The 21,715-nt window shown below is 61.7% G+C and carries 19 protein-coding genes; 9 read left to right on the top strand and 10 right to left on the bottom strand.

Annotated features, from left to right (window positions below; translation table 11 throughout):
* Position 1: 1 nt before the first annotated feature.
* From I6E52_RS04570 to I6E52_RS04560, 3 genes are read right to left on the bottom strand one after another with little or no spacing between them, the layout of a single operon-like run.
* Positions 2-1,300 carry an O-antigen ligase gene (locus I6E52_RS04570; protein ID WP_197155204.1) on the bottom strand — a complete coding sequence of 433 codons (1,299 nt, stop codon included), beginning with the start codon at positions 1,298-1,300 and terminating at the stop codon, positions 2-4.
* Positions 1,297-2,625, bottom strand: a complete 1,329-nt coding sequence (locus I6E52_RS04565) for an O-antigen ligase (RefSeq protein ID WP_197155203.1) — start codon at positions 2,623-2,625, stop codon at positions 1,297-1,299. The genes I6E52_RS04570 and I6E52_RS04565 overlap by 4 nt, the downstream gene beginning before the upstream one ends.
* 9 nt (positions 2,626-2,634) lie before the next feature.
* Positions 2,635-3,819, bottom strand: coding sequence for an acyl-CoA dehydrogenase family protein (locus I6E52_RS04560; RefSeq protein ID WP_197155202.1), 1,185 nt, complete (start codon positions 3,817-3,819; stop codon positions 2,635-2,637).
* Positions 3,820-3,927: 108 nt separating this feature from the next.
* Here I6E52_RS04560 and manA point away from each other — a divergent pair, with 108 nt between their 5' ends.
* The 6 genes from manA to I6E52_RS04530 all read left to right on the top strand — a co-directional run bounded on the left by manA (position 3,928) and on the right by I6E52_RS04530 (position 12,151).
* Positions 3,928-5,112 carry a mannose-6-phosphate isomerase, class I gene (gene manA, locus I6E52_RS04555; protein WP_197155201.1) on the top strand — a complete coding sequence of 395 codons (1,185 nt, stop codon included), beginning with the start codon at positions 3,928-3,930 and terminating at the stop codon, positions 5,110-5,112.
* A gap of 143 nt (positions 5,113-5,255) precedes the next feature.
* Positions 5,256-6,245: a GDP-mannose 4,6-dehydratase gene (locus I6E52_RS04550; RefSeq protein ID WP_197155198.1), complete on the top strand. Its 990-nt coding sequence runs from the start codon at positions 5,256-5,258 to the stop codon at positions 6,243-6,245.
* Complete coding sequence (locus tag I6E52_RS04545) at positions 6,242-7,189, top strand: GDP-mannose 4,6-dehydratase (protein ID WP_197155196.1); 948 nt, start codon at positions 6,242-6,244, stop codon at positions 7,187-7,189. Before I6E52_RS04550 ends, I6E52_RS04545 begins: the two co-directional genes overlap by 4 nt.
* Before the next feature lie 140 nt (positions 7,190-7,329).
* Positions 7,330-7,656, top strand: coding sequence for a WhiB family transcriptional regulator (locus I6E52_RS04540; RefSeq protein ID WP_197107160.1), 327 nt, complete (start codon positions 7,330-7,332; stop codon positions 7,654-7,656).
* Between the two features lie 104 nt (positions 7,657-7,760).
* Positions 7,761-10,571 carry a glycosyltransferase family 2 protein gene (locus tag I6E52_RS04535; protein WP_197155194.1) on the top strand — a complete coding sequence of 937 codons (2,811 nt, stop codon included), beginning with the start codon at positions 7,761-7,763 and terminating at the stop codon, positions 10,569-10,571.
* Positions 10,568-12,151 (top strand): DUF5719 family protein, encoded by a 1,584-nt coding sequence (locus I6E52_RS04530; protein WP_197155191.1) that lies wholly within the window; start codon positions 10,568-10,570, stop codon positions 12,149-12,151. The genes I6E52_RS04535 and I6E52_RS04530 overlap by 4 nt, the downstream gene beginning before the upstream one ends.
* Positions 12,152-12,154: 3 nt before the next feature.
* Here I6E52_RS04530 and I6E52_RS04525 read toward each other — a convergent pair whose 3' ends face one another.
* On the bottom strand, positions 12,155-12,598 hold the full coding sequence (locus I6E52_RS04525) for a metallopeptidase family protein (protein WP_197123733.1): 444 nt from the start codon (positions 12,596-12,598) through the stop codon (positions 12,155-12,157).
* A 63-nt stretch (positions 12,599-12,661) separates the two neighbouring features.
* Between I6E52_RS04525 and I6E52_RS04520 the strand changes: the two genes are divergently transcribed.
* A complete protein-coding gene (locus I6E52_RS04520) occupies positions 12,662-12,877 on the top strand; it encodes a DUF3499 family protein (RefSeq protein WP_197123735.1) in 216 nt (71 codons plus the stop codon).
* Complete coding sequence (locus I6E52_RS04515) at positions 12,864-14,288, top strand: phosphomannomutase/phosphoglucomutase (RefSeq protein WP_197155189.1); 1,425 nt, start codon at positions 12,864-12,866, stop codon at positions 14,286-14,288. The genes I6E52_RS04520 and I6E52_RS04515 overlap by 14 nt, the downstream gene beginning before the upstream one ends.
* Here I6E52_RS04515 and I6E52_RS04510 read toward each other — a convergent pair.
* The gene (locus I6E52_RS04510; protein WP_197155187.1) at positions 14,285-15,145 is read right to left on the bottom strand and encodes an RDD family protein; all 861 of its coding nucleotides are present in this window, start codon (positions 15,143-15,145) and stop codon (positions 14,285-14,287) included. The two genes, I6E52_RS04515 and I6E52_RS04510, sit on opposite strands and share 4 nt — an antisense overlap.
* A 16-nt stretch (positions 15,146-15,161) precedes the next feature.
* Here I6E52_RS04510 and I6E52_RS04505 point away from each other — a divergent pair, with 16 nt between their 5' ends.
* On the top strand, positions 15,162-16,157 hold the full coding sequence (locus I6E52_RS04505; protein WP_197125178.1) for a stage II sporulation protein M: 996 nt from the start codon (positions 15,162-15,164) through the stop codon (positions 16,155-16,157).
* 77 nt (positions 16,158-16,234) lie between these two features.
* Here the strand turns inward: I6E52_RS04505 and I6E52_RS04500 are convergent, their stop codons facing one another.
* The 5 genes from I6E52_RS04500 to I6E52_RS04480 are packed head-to-tail and all read right to left on the bottom strand — an operon-like array spanning position 16,235 to position 21,647.
* Positions 16,235-17,527 (bottom strand): DUF58 domain-containing protein, encoded by a 1,293-nt coding sequence (locus I6E52_RS04500; protein WP_197155185.1) that lies wholly within the window; start codon positions 17,525-17,527, stop codon positions 16,235-16,237.
* A gap of 2 nt (positions 17,528-17,529) precedes the next feature.
* Positions 17,530-18,486 carry a MoxR family ATPase gene (locus I6E52_RS04495; RefSeq protein ID WP_197106172.1) on the bottom strand — a complete coding sequence of 319 codons (957 nt, stop codon included), beginning with the start codon at positions 18,484-18,486 and terminating at the stop codon, positions 17,530-17,532.
* Positions 18,487-18,529: 43 nt separating this feature from the next.
* Positions 18,530-19,729 carry a DUF4350 domain-containing protein gene (locus I6E52_RS04490; protein WP_197155183.1) on the bottom strand — a complete coding sequence of 400 codons (1,200 nt, stop codon included), beginning with the start codon at positions 19,727-19,729 and terminating at the stop codon, positions 18,530-18,532.
* Complete coding sequence (locus I6E52_RS04485; protein ID WP_197155181.1) at positions 19,726-20,424, bottom strand: DUF4129 domain-containing protein; 699 nt, start codon at positions 20,422-20,424, stop codon at positions 19,726-19,728. The genes I6E52_RS04490 and I6E52_RS04485 overlap by 4 nt, the downstream gene beginning before the upstream one ends.
* Positions 20,421-21,647 (bottom strand): hypothetical protein, encoded by a 1,227-nt coding sequence (locus I6E52_RS04480; RefSeq protein ID WP_307842380.1) that lies wholly within the window; start codon positions 21,645-21,647, stop codon positions 20,421-20,423. The genes I6E52_RS04485 and I6E52_RS04480 overlap by 4 nt, the downstream gene beginning before the upstream one ends.
* Positions 21,648-21,715 lie beyond the last annotated feature (68 nt).

The following is a 21,715-nucleotide window of genomic DNA, read 5'->3' as shown; positions in this document are numbered from 1 at the left end:
CCTAAATTCCGGGCGAAACACTCGAGTCGAGTGCACGGCGCCAGCTGAGCTCTCGCGACGCTTTGACGCAGCACACGACGAAAGTGAGCCATCCGAAGTCGGTCAAGATCGAGCTCTCTGCGAGTGCACCGATAGCTAGCGCCAGTAGCACGAGAGCCGGCCAGGCGAAGACGATGCTGCGCCGACGGGAGGCCAAAAGCCATGAGCGCGTGAAAGCTAAGCCGAGCAGTCCGACAAAAATAAGAAACCCGACGACGCCGAGTTGGAACCATACATCGAGGTACGCGTTGTGTGCGGAGTCGGGTACCCGGGAATCAAAGGATCTGAACGCGAGATACGGTGCGACGGTGGCGTCCCACGGACCGATCCAGCCCCAACCTTCGAGCCGATAATTGTCTTCTAGCGTCCACAACTGCCGCCACACGCCCACTCGATAGGCGAGTTCGTCGCTCGCATCGAACCACGCCACGATTGTTGTTCGAGAAAGCCAGCTCAGGATCAGGGTGGCCGCGGTGAATGCCATCAGAAGTATCTGCCAATAGCGTCGGCGCCCGGAGGGAACTCGGCGCAGAGCAACAAGCGCGCCGGTGGCGGCGGCAATGATTAGACCAGCCCCGAGGGCGAGCGGAGACTGCGACAGCAAGAGAACTAGCGCCGCTGTAATGAGTGAACCGATCGCGAGATTGCGTTCGACGGATCGTGTTGAGTATTCGATCGCGAAGGTAATGAACGCGATGAGGGCGATCATGCCGAGATGATTCCGAGTCCCGAAAATGCCTTGAATTGGTTCCGCTGTGCCCAAATTTCCTTGGATCAGAAGCGCATCTAACGAGGAATCGAAAATGAGGCCCGTGAGAATCTCAAAAACCAGAGAGACCACGAGAGCTGCCCTCAGCACATCACCAAAAGCCCGCACGATTTGGATTGTGTCGCGCACCAGGGCGATATAGATGCCCATAATTGTGAGCATCAGCAAGTAGAGCGCACTCGCTACGCTCTCCGCACGGTACTGCGACCATGCCACGGAGAGCCAGACCCAGCCCGTGAAAAGGATGAGTGAAATTGGCACTAGGGCACGCCAGCCAATATCCTTCCACTGCGCCCATGCCGACAGCGAGACAAGCACGACGAGCAGCACCAGGGCGGCGAGAAAGCCAGGAGTGCCTAAAACGGTTCGCAGAAAGAATGCCGCTACCGTGGTGCCGATGACGACAGTGCTGAGCGCTGCGGACGTTCGAGGCGACGAGAGGATCACCGCGCCGGCATTCGTTGCGGTGTTCAGGGCGGAGCGGGAAATCATTGACGAACTCCTGCCCAGTCGGGGCGTTTCGCCTTCACCGCAATAATGACGAGTAGGTACAAGCCGTATTCCCCAAGCAAGCGGCTTTCGGGGATCGATTGCACGGCCAGGGCGATCATGACGAGCACGGGCCAGACCGAGCTGGCGGTGAAGGCCAGTCGTTCACCGGCAGCGCGCTGGGGCCGGTCAGTGGCGAGTGACCACGTGCGAATCAGCGTCGTCAGCACTAGCGCGCCAAAGAAGGCGACGCCCACGAATCCGAGCTGGAGCCAAATATCAAGCCAGACATCGTGTGCCTGCACCTGCACAACGCCGTTGCGCTGCGCGAGACCGGCGAACGGCTCTGCCCAGGGCATCCAGACGCTGACCCACCCCCAGCCGAAGCCGGGTCGTTGTTGCGCAAGCTCGCTGACGTTCTGCCAAATTTCGGCTCGTCCGGTGAGATCTTCGCTCTTGCTGAGTAACGCAAAAACGGATTCACGGAACATCAGCGCCGCTGCGATGGCAGCGGCGGTGAGTGCGACAAAGGTGATCTGAGCCACGGCACTCGATCGAGATGTGCGGCGAGTACGGATAATAAGGATCGCGGTTGCCGTCACGATCACGGCAACCAGTGCAAGCGTGACAGTTGCCGACCTCGCCAAGAACAGCGTTAGGCCAGCCAGCGCCAGCCACGTGATCGATGTGAAACGTTTCGTGGTGCCTTGAGCCCATTGGATAGCGAACACAATTAATGCGAGAAGCGCGAGAAAGCCTAAGTGGTTGGCGTTGCCAACGATGCCTTGAATCCGGCCGCCATCCAAGGCATCAAAGAGCACGTTACGCGACCAGAGCAACATGATGGGCAGGGGGCCATCCGGGTTGACGGTGAGCTCTGGTTGCGGAGCGAGTGGAGCGACAGGGTGACGAATGATCGTCGCGACGAGTAGCTCAAAAGCGATCGATAAGCCGAGAAGAATGCGGAGTGCTCGTGCCGTAGCGTCGAGCATTTCTTGCCACGAGAAGCTGGTTGCTACGGCGAGTGCGCCGATCACTGTCAGCCACGTATTGAGCAATCCGAGTGCGGTAGCGCCGGGATAGAAGGACCAAGCGAGTGAGAGCGTGGCCAACGCCATAAATGCGATGAGGGGATAGGGGAGCCCGCCAATGCTCCACCGCTGACGGTTGGCAATGAGAATGTACAGCGACACTGCGCCAAGCCCCACGGCTAGGGTGACAAAAACACCCCAGCCGAAGGAGTAGCGCCAGGCGTCGCCGCCTAAAATGACTAGTAGCGACGCGCTAAGAAACCACGCCCGCGCCCGGGGGCTCGCTAAAAGTCGCATGACGCAAGATTAGACGAATGCTGCCTTGCCTGTGATGGCGCGACCCACGATGAGCGTGTTCATTTCGCGAGTTCCTTCATAGGAGTAGATAGCTTCGGCATCGGCAAAGTGACGCATCACTCCATAGTCGAGAACGATTCCGTTGCCACCAAGCACTTCGCGGCACCAGGCGACGGTCTCGCGCATGCGACTTGCTGTGTATTCCTTGGCAAGGGCCGCGTGCTCATCCTTTTGGGTGCCCTCGTCGAGCATTTCGGAAACGCGCGTCACCATACCGATGGAGGCGGTGATGTTGCCGAGGCTCTTCGCCAGGTGTTCTTGAACGAGCTGGTGGCTGCTGATGGGCTTGCCGAACTGGATGCGCTCGCCGGTGTACTTGACGGCAGCTTCGTAGGCTCCGATGGAGTTTCCGACCGCGGCCCACGCCACTTCTGCGCGAGTGAGTCGCAGCACGGCTGCGGTGTCCCTGAACGATGTGGACTTCTGCAGGCGGTTGCTCTCCGGCACGATGACGTCTTCGAGCACGATGTCGGCATTCTGCACAATGCGCAGTGCTTGCTTGTTCTCAATACGGGTGGCCGAGTAGCCCGGAGTGCTCGTAGGAACGATGAACCCCTTGACTTGGTTGTCGGCTTCGTCGCGTGCCCAGATGATGGTGACGTCGCTGATCGAGCCATTGCCGATCCAGCGCTTGGCACCGTTGATGATCCAGTTGTCGCCTTCGCGCTTGGCGACGGTCTGGAGGCCCTGAGCAGTGTCAGAACCCGAGAGTGGCTCGGTCAGGCCGAAAGCACCAAGCAGTTCGCCTGAAGCAAACTTGGGCAGCCACTCATCGCGCTGTTCTTGTGAACCGGCAACACCAATCGATCCCATGACGAGACCGTTTTGCATGCCAACGAGGGTGGCGGCACTGGCGTCGACACGAGCGAGCTCAAGCGCTACCCAGCCACGGAAGACGGCTGAGTTGGGGAACTGCTGGGTTTCGGCCCAGGGGAGTCCGAAGAGTCCGAGGTCGGCGAGTCCCTTGACGACGACGTCGCGGTTGAAGAACTCCGCTTTGGCCCACAGGTCGTTGGCAATTGGGCGCACCTCTTTATCGAGAAATGCGCGCAGCTTCAGGATGGTGTCTTTTTCCTGATCGGTCAGCGCATTCTCGTAGCCGTAGAAGTCGCTGCTGAGGGTCTCAAATGACATAGTCTTCGCTCCATTGCTTATCGAAATCACTGCGATCCTAAAGCGTGAGTACGCGTCGTTTCTAGACGGTTGGTACTTTGGGCTAAGGCTTCGAGAAGAGTGGACTGAATGTTTGTAGGCATCACTAATACGCCTCGCGATTACGCGTGGGGTTCTGCTGGCGAAATCTCTGCGCTTCTGGGCACGGAGCCGACGGGAAAGCCCGAGGCGGAGCTCTGGCTCGGTGCGCATCCGGGGAGCCCCAGCGTTATCCTCGACCCCGCGCAGGCGGGAGGCGCGAGCGATCTGCACGAGTGGATCCAGCGCGACGCCATGCACGTCGTGGGCGAGGGCGTAGAGCGGCTTCCCTTCCTGCTCAAGGTGCTCGCTGCGGGAGCACCGCTCTCCTTACAAGCTCATCCCACTCCCGAGCAAGCAGCTGAGGGCTTCGCGCGTGAGAACGCGGCAGGCATTCCGTTGACGGCGCCGTTCCGCAACTACAAAGACGCGTCCGCTAAGCCAGAACTCATCGTTGCCGTGAGTGACACGTTTGAGGCGCTGTGCGGTTTTCGCTCGATGGCCGACACCCGAGCATCCATCGAGCGCCTTGCTGAATTGGATGCCGCCAGCAGCGCCCCGCACCCGGCCCTGTTCACCGAGTGGTTGGCTCTCGCTCGCGCTGACTCCGACGTGCGGGCGATGTTCGAGTGGCTCATCTCTGCCGCGCAGCCAGTGCCGGAGCTCGTGGAGCGGGTTTCGGCGCTCGCCGAAGCTGACAGAGCGAGCGACGAGTTCGCCCTCGTTCGAAAGCTTGCTGGCTACTACGCCGGCGATCCTGGGGTGTTGATCTCGCTGATGCTGAACCATGTGACGCTCGCCAAGGGCGAGGCGCTGTTTTTGCCCGCGGGCAACATCCACGCCTATCTGCGCGGACTGGGCATTGAGCTCATGGCATCGTCTGACAACGTGCTGCGCGGTGGACTCACGCCGAAGCACGTTGATGTTCCCGAACTATTGAGCGTTCTCGACTTCTCGGCGAGCCCGGTGCCATATCTCGCCCCCGAGCCCGTCGGGGCAACAGCACGAGTCTTCCGGCCGCCCGTGCGTGACTTCCAGCTTCTTGAAGTGGACAAGGATGCGACGCTTGAGCTGCACAGTGCGGCAATCCTGTTGTGTACGGCCGGGCAATTCGTTGTCGACGGTAGCGAGAACTCAACGTCGCTCTCGCGCGGGGAAACAGTTTTCGTGACGGGCGATGAGAGTGTGCTGACGGTGCGGGGCGCCGGTCAGTTGTTTGTGGCGGCAACGCAATAGTGTTGCTGTCTGCACTGCACGACGAAGCGTCGCCGTAGGCTTCTGCCGCCCCTGCACGACCGTTGAAGTTCCAGTAGCGTTACTTCGGCCGACGTGTTGGCTCAGAACCTAGGCAGAGCTGACTGCAAGCAAGAGAGATCACTATGAAGCGCGCATTCATTACCGGAATCACCGGCCAAGACGGGTTGTACCTTGCTGAGCTATTGCTCTCTAAGGGCTACAAAGTTTTCGGCCTCATGCGGGGCCAGAACAACCCGAAACGCGAACTGCTTGAGCGAGTGATTCCGGATGTTGAAATTCTCACGGGGGACCTCACCGACCTGTCGAGCCTCATGCGCGCCATGAGCGTTGCAAAGCCCGACGAGTTCTACAACCTCGGCGCTATTTCTTTCGTTGCATACTCGTGGGAGAACGCGCACCTCACCAGTGAAGTTACCGGAATGGGCGTGCTCAACGCGCTCGAAGCGGTGCGACTGCACACTGCCGCTACCGGCCAAGAAGTTCGGTTCTACCAGGCATCCAGCTCTGAGATGTTTGGCAAGGTTCAGACGGTTCCGCAAGACGAAGACACCCTGCTCTGGCCGCGCTCGCCGTATGGGGTTGCCAAGGTCTACGGCCACTACATGACCATCAACTATCGCGAGTCCTATGGCATGCACGCTTCGTCTGGCGTGCTGTTCAACCACGAATCCCCGCGCCGCGGCCCGGAGTTTGTGACCCGCAAAGTTACCCGCGCCGTTGCGCGAATCTCGCTAGGACTCCAAGACACTCTCACTCTCGGCAACATTGATGCTCAGCGTGACTGGGGCTTCGCTGGCGACTACGTCGAAGCAATGTGGCTGATGCTGCAGCAGGATGAGGCAGACGACTACGTCATTTCGACGGGAGAGACGCAAAGCATCCGCGTGCTTCTCGATTTCGCTTTCGCCGCGGTAGGAATTGACGACTGGACCAACTACGTCACCTTCGACGAGCGCTTCATGCGGCCCGCCGAGGTCGACCTGCTGGTGGGCAACTCGGCGAAGGCGAAAGAAAAACTCGGCTGGGAGCCGCGCGTCAAATTCCCCGAACTTGTCACGATGATGGTCGAAGCAGACCTTGCCGAACAGAAAACGCTCGCTGGCCTCCAATGACCCGTGCACTGATCACCGGTGTCACCGGCCAAGATGGTTCCTATCTAGCCGAGCTGCTGCTCGCTCAAGGCTACGAAGTGCACGGTGTGACCCGTGACGTGGGAGAACTTGTGGCGCCGGGAGTCGTTGCCCACGAGCTTGATCTGGCCGCGGATAGTGCAATCGGCGAACTCATCGATGAACTGCAGCCCAACGAGATTTACAATCTGGCAGCGCTGAGCTCCGTGTACCAGTCGTGGCAGAATCCGACCCTCACTGCGCGGCTGAACGGCGCGGTCGTGGCAGAAATGCTCGCAGCGGTTAAGAAGATTCACGACCGCGGCGACGCCGACATCCGCTTCGTTCAAGCCTCGAGCGCGGAAATCTTTGGCACGCCAAGCGTCTCTCCGCAGAACGAGAGCACTCCAGTGCGCCCCACAAGCCCCTACGGCGCTGCTAAGGCCTATGCTCACGGACTCGTCGGGGCGTACCGCACTGCGGGCGTTGCGGCCTCTTCTGTGATTTTGTACAACCACGAGTCGCCGCGTCGACCCGAAGCGTTTGTGACCCGAAAGATCACTGCGGCCGCTGCGCGGATTTCTCGGGGGCTGCAAGACACTCTCGAACTCGGAAATCTGGATGCCCGCCGCGATTGGGGCTGGGCGCCTGATTACGCGGATGCGCTCGTTCGAGCAGCGCAGCATCCGCAGGCCGACGATTTTGTGATTGCGACGGGCGTTTCCCATTCCGTGCGAGATTTCGTGGCCGCTGCATTTGAGCGGGCGGGCGTCGACGACTGGTCTGAGCGCCTGACGGTCTCCGATTCTTTGCTGCGCACGGGGGATGCCGCCCTACAACTGGGGGATGCGAGCAAGGCTCAGCGGATTCTAGGTTGGACACCACAGGTTGAGTTTGATGAAATTGTGGCGGCGATGGTCGATCACGATCTCTCTTTGCTGAGTTAATTTAAGTCACGGCGCGCCATAACCCTTAACTCGTAGTCGAGGCAATTATGATCTGCGACTTGACTCTCGGGAACTACACCGGTGTAATTATGTAACGCGATTTGATGCGAAGCATTAAAGGCGGAGGGGAGAAAGACCAGATGGGCAACAGCGGATACCGCGCGGGAGTTCCGGACGACTGGTTTGTTGACCCCGTACGACTTGGGGTTCCCGGAGTTCGTCAACCTCTCGCCGATGAAGACGGCAATGCGCTCTCTTGGCAGACCGACTCACTCTGCGCACAAACAGACCCCGAAGCGTTCTTCCCCGAAAAGGGTGGGTCAACACGTGACGCAAAGAAGATTTGTTCCTCGTGTGAAGTTCGCAGCCAGTGCCTCGAATACGCTCTCGAAAACGATGAGCGTTTCGGAATCTGGGGCGGTCTCTCTGAGCGCGAACGTCGCAAGCTTCGCAAGCGCGCGAGCTAGTTAGCCGGGTGGAGCCATAACCCCGAATTGGGGCGGCTCTCAGACTCGCGGCTCTGCAGCGCGTCGAGTGTAAAACTGCGCGAGCGGCGCATAGTCTCAAACAAATGCAGCCGAGAGTCACCGCAGTACTAGTCGCCCGAAACGGTGCGAAGTATCTGCCACGAACACTTGCCGCGATCGCGGCCCAATCTCGACGACCCGATTCGGTCATCGTGGTTGATGCTGAGTCGAGTGATGAGTCGCTGGCTCTCATGGCAGACTCGGCCCCGGCGCAGATAGCGGACGCTCACGCGCACAAGACTTTTGGTGGCGCGATCGGTGCTGCGCTCTACACCGCAGCACCGCAAGCCACCGAGAACGAATGGTTGTGGCTGCTCGCGCACGACAGCGCTCCGGATCCGAATGCTTTGCGCGCGCTGCTCGGCGCCGTCGAAATTGCGCCGTCAGTGGCTGTTGCCGGCCCTAAATTGGTGCGGTGGGACGACCCATCCGTTATTTCTAACTTTGGCGAAACACTGACGCCTCTCGGGCGCTCGGTTGGACTCGTCAACGACGAACTCGACCAGGCCCAGCACGACGTGCAGACCGACGCCATGGGCGTGGCCGGCGCTGGCATGCTCGTGCGGCGCCAAGTGTGGACGGCGCTCGGCGGCTTTGACCCAAAACTTACCTCGGTGGATGCGGCACTCGACTTCTGTATTCGTGCCCGTTTGGCTGGCCACCGCGTCGTTGCTGTCGCGGATGCTCGGGTCGCAAGCTCTGGCGGACCGGAACTCTTTGGCAAGCGCTCGATCTCGGCGGCGGCTCACAACAGGGTGCAACGCTTTGCCCAACTGCACCGCCGACTCGTCTATGCGCCCGCTCCCGCAGTGCCGCTTCACTGGCTTACGCTGTTGCCGCTCGCTATTTTGCGGTCGCTCGGCCATCTCGTCGCGAAACGTCCAACGGCAATTGCCGGCGAATTCGCTGCCGCTTTTGCTGCGATCTTCGATGGGGGAGTCGTGGCGGCACGCCGCAATCTCCGCCGCAATAAGCAGGTGGGGTTCGCCGCCGTCGACCCGTTGCGGATGTCGTGGGCGGAGCTTCGTGAAGTGCGAGCGCATGAACGCCAGGGGGCTGCGCCCGATGCGGCCTTCGAGGTCGAGCGTCCCAAGTTCTTTGGAAATGGCGGCGCCTGGGTAGTGCTCTTGGCTGGCATCCTCGGCATGGTCAGTTTTTCCCGGTTTGTTGATGCTGTTGCGCTCACCGGCGGTGGACTCCTGCCACTCTCGACGACCGTTTCTGAGCTGTGGGCTCATGTCGGCTACGGCTGGAACGATCTCGCGCAAGAGGTAGTTGCGGCGGATCCATTCGCGGCCGTTCTGGCGCTAATGGGCTCGCTGACCTTCTGGAATCCTTCGTTCAGCATCGTGATGCTGTATTTGTTGGCGTTGCCACTTGCCTCGCTGGCGGCGTGGTTGTGCGCGGCTGCCATCTCCGAACGCACGTGGGCACCAACGCTCGCGGCTGTTGCGTGGACGGTTGCTCCGAGCTTCCTCATCGCACTGGGGGAAGGACAACTGGGCGCAGTTCTTGCTCATATCTTGCTGCCCTGGCTGATTCTCACGGCCTTGCGTGCTGCCCACAATTGGGCGATGGCTGCACTGGCTGCGCTGCTCTTTGCCGTGATCACCGCCTCAGCGCCGAGTTTGATTCCGGCTCTGTTGATTGGGCTTGTGGCATGGATCGTGTTGCGCCCCAAGTCGACTCATCGCCTGATCTGGATTGTGATTCCCGCGGCCGCACTGTTTGCGCCGCTCGTCATTCAGCAGTGGGGTCGCGGTGCGCTGCTGGCGATCTTTGCTGACCCTGGCCTACCGGTAGCCCGCGAGGCATCAAGCGGCTGGCAATTGGCGATCGGTAGCGTCGTTCCGGGAACCAACGGGTGGAGCGAACTTCTCTCGACCCTCGGCCTTAACGATCGCTATGGTCCGCTCCTTGTGGCGCTGTTGCTCGCGCCGTTCGCAGCGCTCGCCCTCATGAGCCTCTTCGTGCCCGGCACCCGCCGCGCTGTTCCCGCCCTCGCGCTCGCCCTCCTAGGCTTCGCCACCGCGGTCGCGGCTACTCACTTGACCGTGAGCGCCTCGGGTGAATCCGAGGTAACCGTCTGGGCTGGTGCCGGTCTCAGCCTCTACTGGCTCGGGCTCAGCGGCGCTGTGATCGTCGCGATCGACAGTCTCGGTCGTCATGCTGCGCTTCCCGCCGTTGTCGCCCTCATCGGTATCCTCGGTATCGCAGCGGCACCGCTGTGGTCGCTCGCCTCCGGTGCTGCACCCGTGACGACAAGCAATGGACGTTTGCTGCCAGCCTTTGTGGCGGCAGAGTCCACTCAACGCGACGGACTTGGCACTCTGCAGATCACCGTGACCTCGGATTCCACCATTGCGGTCGACCTGCACCGTGGTCGTGGCTCAGGACTTGACGAGCAGTCAACGCTTGCTGCCACGAGCACAGAACTCTCCGACGCAGAACTCGTCAACGCGACGCTCGCCGGCAACATTGCCTCCCGCAGCGGCTACGCAATCGCGGATGAACTCAACGACCTGCAGATCGCCTTCATCGTGCTTACCCCGGCGACCGATTCCGACACCGCCGAGACGCGTCAACGCATCATCGAAGCCCTCGACGGCAACAGCATCCTGAACCCTATTGGCGATACCGCTCAGGGCTACCTCTGGCATTACCCCGAACTTCGCGAAGCCGAGATTCCGGTCGGCGCGAGTAACACCGAGACTCGTTGGGGGCAGATTGTGCTCACCGGCCAGATCGTTGTCTTTGGCCTCACTCTGCTGCTCGCCATTCCGACAACTCGTCGCCGTCGTCTCAAAGCGGCCAAAGCCGAGAGCGCCGTCACTGTGATTGAGGCGAACCAATGATCGACAACGAACTCACCCCTGACGAAGCTGCTGCGCTGCCCGATCAGCCCACCGGTGAAGAGTTCGATGATGACCACGAACTCACCGGCGCCCCCGAGCCGGAATCAAGCACAAAACGCCCGGTGTCAGCCAAAGCTGCTGCCGCCGTTGGCGCGCGAGTTGTCGTCGGAGTACTCGGTATCGGAATTGCCGCCGCTGCGGTGCTCGGTTCGAGCTTTGTTGATCTTCCGTCGTACACAGCGACACCGCCAAGCGAGCTCGTTGTTCCGGTGCCCACAGCGCAGCAGCTGACGTGCCCCGGGCCGCTCTTGCGGCTCTCTGACGATTCGGGTGCCGAGGCATCCACTGTCTTCACCTTGGGGCAGGCCCTCACTCGTTTCTCGTCGAGTACGGGCAGCGTTGAACAGTCGGGCATTACCGCCTCGGATGCCGAAGCCGGTGAAGCTGTTGCTGAACCGTTGGTGTTGAGTGCTGCTCCCGACGCGCAATCTCCCGACTCTCTCGTACGGCTGAGTGGCGCGCAATCGCAATACGTGAATATCGGTGACTATGTGGGCTTCGCGGCTGCTGGCTGCCGTGCTGTCGGCGGCGATAGCTGGCTCGTGGGCGGTTCGACAACCACCGGGCGCACGACGTTGATTTCGCTGATCAACCCCACCGAAGTTGCCTCGACAGTCACCCTCGACATCTTCGACGAGCGTGGGATCGTGTCGGCGGCCGGAACCACCGGAATCGTGGTTCCGCCCAATGGACAGCGCGTCTTGTCACTTGCCGGGTTTGCCCCGGGCATTTCTTCTCCCGTCGTACACGTGACGAGCACTGGCGGCCAGATCACGGCAGAACTACAGCAGTCGATCGTGCGCGGGCTCGATGCTGGCGGGGTGGAGATCGTGGGCGCAAGCCAACCGTCTTCTCGCTCGGTAGTGATTCCTGCCATGGTTGTGACCAGTCTTAAGGCCATTCAGGCTTTGCGCGGTACCGCAACCGAAACGGATGACGTGATTGCGGCTATCCGGGTGCTCGTGCCTGGTGAGACACCGGCGAGCATCACCACAACGCTGACACCGACGGATGCCGAGCGTGACCCTATTGAGTTCACCCTCGACCTGAGCGCTGGTGTTGTCACCGACATCCCGATTGAAGAACTCGCCACCGGCACCTACACGGTTCAGATCGAATCGGACGAGCCCATCGTTGCCGCTGCCCGCACGACCTCCGCCGTAATCAGCGCGAGCGACAAGGTTTCGGCGACAGACTTTGCCTGGTTCACCTCGAGCCCGGCGCTCAGCGGTGACACCCAATTCACGGTTGCTCCCGGGCTGGATGCCACCGTCAACGTGACCAATGCTGGCGAGACCGCAGTTGATGTGACTCTCTCCGCCGACGCGGGCTTCAGCGAGGAGTACACGATCGAGCCGGGCACGAGCGTCAGCGTGCCGGTATCGAGCGGACGAACGTTTACGCTCACCCAGAGTGGCCCGGTCTATGCGAGTGTCACGCAGGCGGAGAACGGCTTCATCGCGGCGTATTCGATTGACCCGCAGACGCCGGGTTCGTCGCCGCTGACCGTGTTTCCTTAGCCGTTAGAAATTGCGGAACCGCTCCGGGGCGAGCTCCCACGGCTCTTTGCCGATGTACTCGGCAACGGCCTGAAAAACACAACTCTCGATAAGCATCCGCTTATGGAGTTCGTCATCGCGGTGCAGCCTCGCCATGCGCTCGATGGGCAAGCGGTAGAGAACGATGCGCTTCTCGTCAGGCAGAGCGGTCCAGCGCACGATCTTGCTGCCCTCGGGGCTGCTACCGGGCATAAGCCCGAGCTCGAACCGAGCACTGGCGAGTTCCTCTGGCCACATCTCTTTCAAATACTGGGCGGCAGACGCGACCGTGAGCTCGAAGTTTCCGTTGCGACTACTCAGCAGCGGAAGGTGAGGACCAGTGACGGCAGAACGGATGCCGCGACCGTGACGGTCGCGCCAGTTGCCCCGCACAGAGCGCGTAGACGCTCGCTTCGATGATCTAGCCACGTGCTCATTGTACGACCGCCAGTTGCCCATCTGTGGGCGCACAGCCGTAGGCTAGGGCTCACAATGAATCAGCGCCCGTGCAGCAAGGTCGCCTGCAACTCCGAAGCAGTCGCCACCCTCACCTATGTCTATGCCGACTCGATGGCAGTTTTGGGGCCGCTGAGCTACAGCGCAGAACCACACACCTACGATTTGTGCGCCCGCCATGCTGATCGACTATCCGTGCCTCAGGGTTGGCAGGTCGTTCGCCATGTAGTTTTGGGGCATGAGCAAAGCTAACCCCATCGATCTCGCACCATTTATCAAGGCGTACGACGTTCGTGGCCTTGTTGGTTCTCAGCTCACCGACGATGTTGTCGAAGCTCTTGGCGCCGCATTCGCTGATGAAGTGGATGCCGCCGGCCAGGAAATCATCGTCGGCCACGACATGCGCGACTCGTCTCCGGGTTTCGCTGCGGCGTTCTCGGCTGGCGCTCGCGCTCGTGGCGCCAACGTCGTTCTCATCGGACTCTGCTCGACGGACGAAACCTATTTTGCGTCCGGTTCGCTCAATGCCCCGGCCGCCATGTTTACCGCTAGCCACAATCCGGCGACGTACAACGGCATCAAGTTCAGTCGCGCGGGAGCCCAGGGAATCAGTTTCGCAACCGGCTTGAAGTCGATTCGTGACCGCGCCCAGCAGTATCTGGCTACGGGAATCGAAGAGGTTTCTGCGGTTGGTGCTCAGCGAGAGCTCGATGTGCTTGGCGACTACGCCAGCTACTTGCGCAAACTTGTTGATCTCAGCGGCATCCGCCCTATTCGTGTCGTTGTAGATGCCGGCAACGGCATGGGCGGCATGACGGTTCCGGCTGTGCTCTCGACGGCGGCCGGTTTGCCGGCGCTTCCCATCGAGATCATCCCCATGTATTTCGAACTCGATGGCACCTTCCCCAACCACGAAGCGAACCCGCTCGAACCCGCCAACATCGTTGACCTGCAAAAAGCAGTGCTCGAACACGGTGCGGATGTCGGGCTCGCCTTCGATGGCGACGCCGACCGTTGCTTCGTGGTTGACGAGCGCGGAAACCCCATGAGTCCCAGTGCTGTTGCCGCGGTTGTGGCCCTGCGGGAAATTCAGCGAGTGCGCGCATTACAGCCCGAGGGCGACATCCGTGTCATCCACAATCTGATCACGTCACGAATTGTGGCCGAGACGATTGAAGCCGCTGGGGCGATCCCGGTGCGCACCCATGTTGGCCATTCGCTCATCAAGGATCAGATGGCGGCAACCGGCGCGATCTTTGGCGGCGAACACTCGGCGCACTATTACTTCCGCGATTTTTGGGGCGCCGATAACGGGATGCTCGCCGCGATGCACTTGCTTGCCGAGTTCGGTTCGCAGCCGGAGCCCCTCTCGGTGCTCTCCGATCGCTATTCGCCCTATGCGGCGAGCGGCGAAATCAACTCGGTGGTGGACGATGTTCCGGCAGCTACTGCTCGCATTCGCGCGGCCTTTGAGGGCGAGGCCGAGTTCGATGAGCTTGATGGCCTCACCGTCACTGGCACCACGGCACCGGGCGAACCCTTCTGGTGGTTCAACGTGCGTCCGTCGAACACTGAGCCATTGCTGCGGCTCAACGCCGAAGCCGGCGATCAGGCAACGCTTGAGACCATTCGCGATCGCGCGCTTGCGTTGATTCGCGCTTAGCCGCGGTCGCTTGGAAAGCCGCGGGGAACACCGGTCAACGCGGGGGAGAGGGCAGCAAGGCGAGCTTTCTCGCTAGCAAGCGCGACTGTCTCGCGCTCTCGCCGCAGAGCGCTGACAGCACTGAGCAGTATTTCTGGCTCCACGGCGGGCAGCGGAGAAACGTAGGCGGAGGCCTCGTGCGCAAGGTTCAGAGCGTGCTGGTGGCGCGTCATCGGCGTATAGCCGGGGGCGGCAACCAGAAAGTGGGAGATGCGCCGGGCCAGAGCATCCGGCATCTTGGCGACATCGGCGGTGCGAGCCCAGTCGGCCAACTGGCCAGGTAGCTGCACCACAGGGTTCGAGAACTTCGATACGCGTTCGTACTGGGCGTAGGTGCCCGCAACGAGATCACCGAGGCGCTGTGCTCGTGTGTTGAGCAACGCCGCGATTGCCGCTAAACCACCCGCGGTCATGAAGATTTCGAGCACACCGATCAGGGCGCGGATGAAGGCATGGCGAAAGCCAATCGCGCCGCCATCGTTGCGAACGATGCGGGCTCCGATCGCAAGCTTGCCGAGGGACTTGCCGCGGCTGAGCGTTTCGACGGCGGTAGGGATCACCACGAGACAGATCACGGTCGCGCTGACAGTAAGCGCCGTGGCGATTGCCTGGTCGAGACCGGCAGCGGTCGCGAAGGCGAATGCGCCGATCAGGAGTCCGATGAGAGCGGCCGCGTAGACCAGAAAATCGATCATGGTGCCGGCCGCACGCAAGACAAAACTGGTCGAATGCAGCTCCAACGCAACGGCTTCACCCGTGATGAGCTCATCGGGTTCGTCACCATACGCAAATGTGTTCGTCGTTTGTGGGCTCGCCATGACATCATTTAAGCAGATGGATCTCGACTCTTACTCAGCCGCGCACCGCGAAGAATGGGATCGCCTTGCCGATTTGGGCAAGCAACGACGACTTTCCGGCACCGATGTCGACGAATTGATTGATCTTTATCAATCGGGTGCCACGCAATTGTCGGCGATGAAGACGAGCGCGGGTCAGTCGGCGCAGGCGGACCGTCTCTCGCTCACCCTCAGCCGGGCGCGTTTGCGCTTCACCGGGGCCTCGGCAAACCTGCTCAGCCAACTCCCGCAGTTCTTTGTGGTTCAGCTGCCGGCGGCGCTCTATCGGGTGCGCTGGATGTCGCTCATCCTCGCCGCCGCAACCTTCTTTGTTGGTTTTCTCTTCGCGTGGTGGGCTATTTCGAACCCGCAGGTTCTTGCTAACTTCGGAACGCCGGCAGAGCGTGAAGCTCTCGCCCAAGATGACTTCGTCGGGTACTACTCCGAATACTCCGGCGGATCATTCACCGGGTTTGTCTGGACCAACAACGCGTGGATTGCCGCACAATCTGTCGCGTTCGGAATCATCGGCCTCTACGTTCCCTACCTGCTGTTCAACACGGCCCAACAGCTGGGTTTCACCGCGGCGATCATGAACGAGTTCGACCGACTCGACGTGTTCTTTCTCTACATCGCTCCGCACGGCCAGCTTGAGCTCTACGCCATCTTCGTGGCGGGCGCGACCGGAATGATGATCTTCTGGTCGTGGGTCGCCCCCGGGGCCCGTACGCGGGCTCAGTCGCTCGCACACGCTGGACGCTCGCTCTTCACGATCGTCGTCGGGCTCATCCTTGCCCTGCTCGTGTCCGGAGTGATCGAGGGCTACGTCACGCGCCAAGACTGGCCGTGGCCCATCAAGATCGGCATCGGTACTGTCGCGCTCGCCGGATTCTTGGCGTACCAGTGGATCCTCGGTGGGCGCAGCGCTCGCGCCGGCAACACGGGAGATCTCAGCGAATTCGACGCTGGGGCTACCCACATCGTCGCCAACTAGGCGTTGGCCCGCAGAACGCAGTAACGGCAAATTCGCCGTAAGCCTCGGTTGTGACGAGCCACCGCTAGCGGCTGCCGCTACAGCTTTCCGGCGGCCTTGAGCGCGATGTAGTGGTCGGCAAGAGCCAGCGGCAGCTCGCTCGGGCGTCTCGAGACGACGGAGGCTCCGAGCTGGTTGATCGCGGCGGCAACTCGCGACTGATCGAGGAGAGCGCGTTCAGCAGCCCCGGCGAGATAGACGGAGTCGCGCGTGGAACGATCGAGCGTGGCATCCGCAATGGAGGGATCGGTGACGGAAGCCACCACAACAGTGTGTTTCGCGGTGAGCTGGGGGAGCATGGCGAGCAGACCGAGGCTTCCGCCTGGCGATTCGGCTGTTGTGGCGAGAACGACGAGCGCGCGTTGGGTGGTGGCCTGGCGAACGAGACCGGGAACGGACTCCCAGTCCATCTCGATGAGTTCCGGCTGCACCGGCGCCATGCTGTTGACCATTTTCGAGAGCAGGTCGGGGCCGCTAGCACCCTGCACCCGTGCGCGAACGCGTCGGTCATAGATCATGAAGTCGACGTGATCGCCGGCACTTGACGCGAGGGCGGCGAGCAGCAACGCTGATTCGAACGCGGTATCGATGCGGGGCTCGTCCTCGATTCGTGCGGCTGAGGTGCGACCGCTGTCGACGACGATGACAACGCGGCGATCACGTTCGGGGCGCCACGTGCGCACCACGAGTTCAGAGCGACGAGCGGTGGCGCGCCAGTCGATGGAGCGCACGTCGTCACCGCGCACGTAGTCGCGCAGGCTATCGAATTCGGTGCCTTGACCACGAATCATGACGCTCGTTGCGCCGTCGAGCTCGCGCAGGCGAGCCAGCCGTGATGGCAAGTGCTTGCGAGAGTTGAACGGGGGCAACACCGTGAAAGAACTCGGCACGCTCACCGTGGTCTGGCGCGCAATTAGCCGCAGCGGGCCGTACGACCGCACTGTGACGTGCGCGGCTTCGCGGGTTCCGCGCCGCACTGGTGTCAGCACGGTGTTGAGTTCGCGACGTTCGCGTGACGGCACGGTCAGCGGAACCCGGTTGGAGTGAGCGCCAGCGGATGGCTGCCAGCCATCGCGCACCACCGCGCGTAGTCGGCGGCGGGTCGGGTTGGTGATGCGCAGGGTTGAGCTCGTGGTTTCACCGAGGCGCACCCGGTCGGGCGCGGTGCGTTCGAAACGCAGCGAGCGCACCGACACCGCCAGCAGCAGGTCGATGGCTCCGACGACGATGACGAAAAGCAGCCACAGCGTGAGCACAAAGGGCTCGCCAGTCACGACGATCGGCACAATGCCGAGCGCCAGTAGGGCGACGAACCATCCAGAAAGCGCCATCGTTAGATCGGAACCTGCACTTGCTGCACGATCGATCGCAAAATCACGTCAGACGAAACGCCTTCAAGCTCGGCTTCCGGGCGCAGCTGAATGCGGTGGCGGAGCACCGGCAACACCATGCTCTGGATGTGGTCGGGCGTGATCGCGTCAGCGCCGGTGAGCCACGCCCAAGCCTTGGCTGCCGAGATGAGCGCGATCGCACCACGAGGGCTGACCCCGAGCTTCACGGAGGGGCTCTGACGCGTGGCGCGAGCGAGGTCGACGGCGTAGGCAATCACGTCGGGGCTCGCACCGACTTTTGCTACGGCATCCTGAGCGGCGGCGAGCATGGTCGCATCGAGCACGGGGGTCACTCCGGCGGCGGCGAGGTCGCGCGGGTTGAAGCCGGCAGCGTGGCGCGTGAGCACCTCAATTTCAGTGTCGCGTTCGGGCAGATCGAGCACGAGTTTCAGCAGGAAGCGGTCGAGCTGGGCTTCGGGCAGCGTGTAGGTGCCTTCGTATTCGATGGGGTTCATGGTGGCCGCGACCATGAAAGGTACGGGCAACTTGAGTGTCTTTCCATCGACCGAGACTTGGCGCTCTTCCATCGCTTCAAGCAACGATGACTGAGTCTTCGGGGGTGTGCGGTTGATCTCATCCGCGAGCAGAATGTTGGTGAAGACGGGGCCTTCGCGAAACTCGAACTCGCCAGCCTTGGCGTCGTAGACGAGCGAACCGGTGACGTCACCTGGCATGAGGTCTGGGGTGAACTGCACGCGCTTGGTGTCGAGCTGCAGTGCGCGGCTGAGGGTGCGCACGAGAAGGGTTTTGGCAACGCCGGGAACGCCTTCGAGCAGCACGTGGCCGCCCGTGAGCAGCGCAATGGTGAGGCCGGTAACAGCCGCATCCTGACCAACGACCGCCTTGCCTACTTCGGTGCGGAGTTGAGTGAATGCGTGCCGCAGTTGCTCGTCAGTCATATCTCGATTCTTCTCTATCTCTGGCTCGGTGGGGCTGAGGTTGTTAGGCGGGGCGGATGACGGCGTGCACTCGATCTTCAAGAGCAAGCAATTCATCGGAAAGGGTGATCAGTTCGTGGTCGGAGGTGGGCTCGCGATCGATGAGCAACTGTCGCAACGGCTCGATCGGCTGACCAACAAGAGGTGATACTCGGTTGATGACATCGTCGACGGATGCCGTAGTCGGCATGCCGCACAGCACGGCGAGACGGCGAATGGTTCCGATGCGCAGCGAATCGAGGGTGTGGAGCCGGGCCGTGGAGCGCTCATATAGCCGCGCCCGCCCCTGCATCGTCTCGCTTGAGCGCACAGTCACGGGCAGTTTTTCGATCACGAGCGGGCCGAATCTGCGCCCACGCCAGAGTGCGCCAGCCAGGAGTGTCAGCATCGTGAGCCAGACCCCGGGCAAGACCCAGCCGGGGGCGAGTTCAGCGGGCGTCTTGGCGTCACCGGTGTTGGCGAGGTCGAGGAAGCTTGGCGTGTACCAGACGAGTGTTTCGTGCTCGCCGAGGAGCCGCAGAGCGAAGGCCGCGTTGTCGGCTGCCGTGATGTCGCCGTTGCTGAGCGCATCAGTGGCGCCAAGAATCCGAAGTTCAGTATCGCCACGGTCGAGCACGATCAGCCCGTAGCCATCGTCGTCGTTTCCGTAGCAGGCCGTGATATCGGCGCTCGGCTCGATCACGCGGTAATTGCTCGGGCCGGCGGTGATATCGGGGGCCCGCGCGACGAGAGGCGCTGAACAGGATGCCGAAACGGCATCCGAATTTTGGCCGGCGTGGGCGACTTCTGGTGCCACCCGCAGAAGCTCGGTGAGGGTGGGATCGGCGAAGACGACGGTTGCCGCGAGTTCGGTTGCCTCGGCTACCTGATCTTCGCTGAGGTATGCCTCAAAGTTGGTGAAGAACAGCGTGCTGTCGTCGGAGGAGTCGAGCGCCGCGCGAGTGTCATCGAGCGTCGTCGTAACCACGACGTCGACGCCCTGATCGCGCAATACTTCGGCGAGCGCCTGCGTTCCTGCTTCATAGGCGCTGGTGGGATCCAGCGGTGGGCCTTCGACTGCTGTTCCGGCGAGATTGAGACTCGCGATCGCGACGAGAACCACGAGAATCGAGCCGGCAACCCAGTAGAGGGCGCGCTTGGCTGTGGTGCCGACGCGGGGGGTGAGCACCGTCGTTTCTGTCGCGGTTTCTTGTGAGGCGCTCACAGGGTTGCCTCGGCAAGATCAGGTTTGGCCGCGCGCACGCGTGCTTCCAGTGTGCGAAGTTCCTCGTACTGTTCTCGTGTTGCTGGTTTACGCATGTAGCGCACGAGGTCGAAAACATCGGCACTGTGGCCAAGCTCGCGGGCGAGCTCGGGCAGCGCGCGGCTAGCCCGGCTGGCGAAGCCGTGACCGGTGGTGCCAGGCGTCATGCTCACGAGAGTGCGTTCGGAGAGCCCGCGGGCGATCGAACGGAACATGTCGGCGATCGCTTCAGCAAAGTCTTCGCGCGCAGCAGCCTGCTCTGCGGATGCCCGCAATTGGGCTGCCGTGCGGTAGTCGGCCTCGCCGAAGATGCCCTCTTCGTGGCGGCTCTTGCGGTTGAGGCGGGGGAGTCCGTAGACCACGATCGCCGCAATGATGGCGATCGCGACAAGTGCGAGCAGCACGATCAACACGATGGTCGGGATGCCCGTTCCTTCGCCAATGGTGAGGCTCGCGAGCCAGTCGCTGAATGCCTTCGATACCTGATCGAAGAGAGTGGGCCGTGCTGCTTGATAGGGAGCTTTTGACAGCTCATCGATGAGCCAATTCGTGGCCTGCTCCGAGTCGGGATCGACCGGAACCTCGCCAGAAACCGCGCGCGCCCAGCTGGATGACAGCAGGGCGGGCACGGTGACCGTGAGTGTCGTTAGCGTCATGAAGCCGTGTAAGGAGAAGCTTCAGGTGTGCGTCGAGGCGAGCTGTCGAGGGTGAGGTACGGGTCGGGGACCGAGAAGTCGCCAGCGTTACGAGCCTCGACGAAGCGAGTCAGTTCCAGATCGAAACCTTCTTTTCGCATCCGCATGTCGATGTATAACAAGGCGGGGGCTGCCGATTGGATGACGATCGTGACGGCGCTGATCACGATTGAAACGACGATCGTCACGATGTAGAGCGCGATGAAAGCGACAATGGCGGCATCTTCGTCGCCGGTGGGATTGAGGAGGCCAACGCCGAGACCGCCGATGAAGCTCAGCGGGGCGGTAACCACGCTCGACACGGTGTTCACAATGACCATGATGAGCAGCAAAATCCCGAAGGTGCGCCAGAAGCTTCCCTTGACGAGCGACCATGAGCGACGAATCGCTTGGCCGAGCGGCAAACGCTCGATCATGAGCGCACTCGGCACGAAAGCGAAAAAGGTACCGAGCCAGGCAGCGAGGAAGACGCTCGCGGCGATGCCGAACAGCATCACGAGCACTCCAATGACGATGCCAGCCGTGTCACCCCACGTGAACAACAGCACAGCAATGCCACCGATGAGAGCGATTCCGATAATGGCGGCGGCAGCAACGAGAGCTGACCAGCCAACGAGAGCCCAGATGCGGCCTTTCGCTGCCGCCCACAGCCCGCGCAGGCGTAGTCGTTCGCCGACAGCACCGCGTGCCACCTCGAGCGAGACAATTCCTTGAAGGAGTGCCCCACCGATCAAGGAGAGCACGACGGCGAATAGTGCCGACAAAATTGTTCCGGCCGTGGCGCCAGCTTCGATGGCAGCGGCATCCGCATCGCTCGCGCTGAGCGTGCGTTCGACGCCGGCAAAGGTCACGATGCCCACGAGTACGAGCGAAGCGACCATGACGACGCTCATGATCAGCAGGGCAAACCCAAATGTGGGGCGGGGATTGCGGCGCAGCACCATCAGCGATGCCGACAGGATGGCGCCGAGTCCCATGGGGGCCAAGGGGATGAGCCCGGGCTTGGGCGGTGGGGTCCACGAGGGTGCTGGAGTGCCGTACTGGGGCGCTCCCGGCGCGCCGTGAGGGGCTCCGGGTGTCGCTCCGGGCGCGTACGCCGCAGACGGCGCAGGGGGCGCAAGCGGCTGGGAACCGTCGACAGGGTTACTGCTATCTGGCGATTGCCACGGACTGTTATCGCTCACGTCTCACCCTCGAATGTTGAACTGCATCTATTCAATCTCACTCATGTTTTCACACTCGACTACTCTTA

This window comes from Salinibacterium sp. NG253 (assembly GCF_015864945.1).
In the GTDB taxonomy this organism is placed as follows: Bacteria; Actinomycetota; Actinomycetes; order Actinomycetales; family Microbacteriaceae; genus Rhodoglobus.
The sequence above is the reverse complement of the archived record's forward strand: the minus strand, read 5'-3'. Positions and strand labels throughout refer to the sequence as shown.

Coding starts and splice junctions, on each gene's coding strand:
- I6E52_RS04570 (WP_197155204.1), bottom strand. CDS start 1,300: ATGATTTCCCGCTCCGCCCTGAACACCGCAACGAATGCCGGCGCGGTG.
- I6E52_RS04565 (WP_197155203.1), bottom strand. CDS start 2,625: ATGCGACTTTTAGCGAGCCCCCGGGCGCGGGCGTGGTTTCTTAGCGCG.
- I6E52_RS04560 (WP_197155202.1), bottom strand. CDS start 3,819: ATGTCATTTGAGACCCTCAGCAGCGACTTCTACGGCTACGAGAATGCG.
- manA (WP_197155201.1), top strand. CDS start 3,928: ATGTTTGTAGGCATCACTAATACGCCTCGCGATTACGCGTGGGGTTCT.
- I6E52_RS04550 (WP_197155198.1), top strand. CDS start 5,256: ATGAAGCGCGCATTCATTACCGGAATCACCGGCCAAGACGGGTTGTAC.
- I6E52_RS04545 (WP_197155196.1), top strand. CDS start 6,242: ATGACCCGTGCACTGATCACCGGTGTCACCGGCCAAGATGGTTCCTAT.
- I6E52_RS04540 (WP_197107160.1), top strand. CDS start 7,330: ATGGGCAACAGCGGATACCGCGCGGGAGTTCCGGACGACTGGTTTGTT.
- I6E52_RS04535 (WP_197155194.1), top strand. CDS start 7,761: ATGCAGCCGAGAGTCACCGCAGTACTAGTCGCCCGAAACGGTGCGAAG.
- I6E52_RS04530 (WP_197155191.1), top strand. CDS start 10,568: ATGATCGACAACGAACTCACCCCTGACGAAGCTGCTGCGCTGCCCGAT.
- I6E52_RS04520 (WP_197123735.1), top strand. CDS start 12,662: ATGAATCAGCGCCCGTGCAGCAAGGTCGCCTGCAACTCCGAAGCAGTC.
- I6E52_RS04515 (WP_197155189.1), top strand. CDS start 12,864: ATGAGCAAAGCTAACCCCATCGATCTCGCACCATTTATCAAGGCGTAC.
- I6E52_RS04510 (WP_197155187.1), bottom strand. CDS start 15,145: ATGGCGAGCCCACAAACGACGAACACATTTGCGTATGGTGACGAACCC.
- I6E52_RS04505 (WP_197125178.1), top strand. CDS start 15,162: ATGGATCTCGACTCTTACTCAGCCGCGCACCGCGAAGAATGGGATCGC.
- I6E52_RS04500 (WP_197155185.1), bottom strand. CDS start 17,527: ATGGCGCTTTCTGGATGGTTCGTCGCCCTACTGGCGCTCGGCATTGTG.
- I6E52_RS04495 (WP_197106172.1), bottom strand. CDS start 18,486: ATGACTGACGAGCAACTGCGGCACGCATTCACTCAACTCCGCACCGAA.
- I6E52_RS04485 (WP_197155181.1), bottom strand. CDS start 20,424: ATGACGCTAACGACACTCACGGTCACCGTGCCCGCCCTGCTGTCATCC.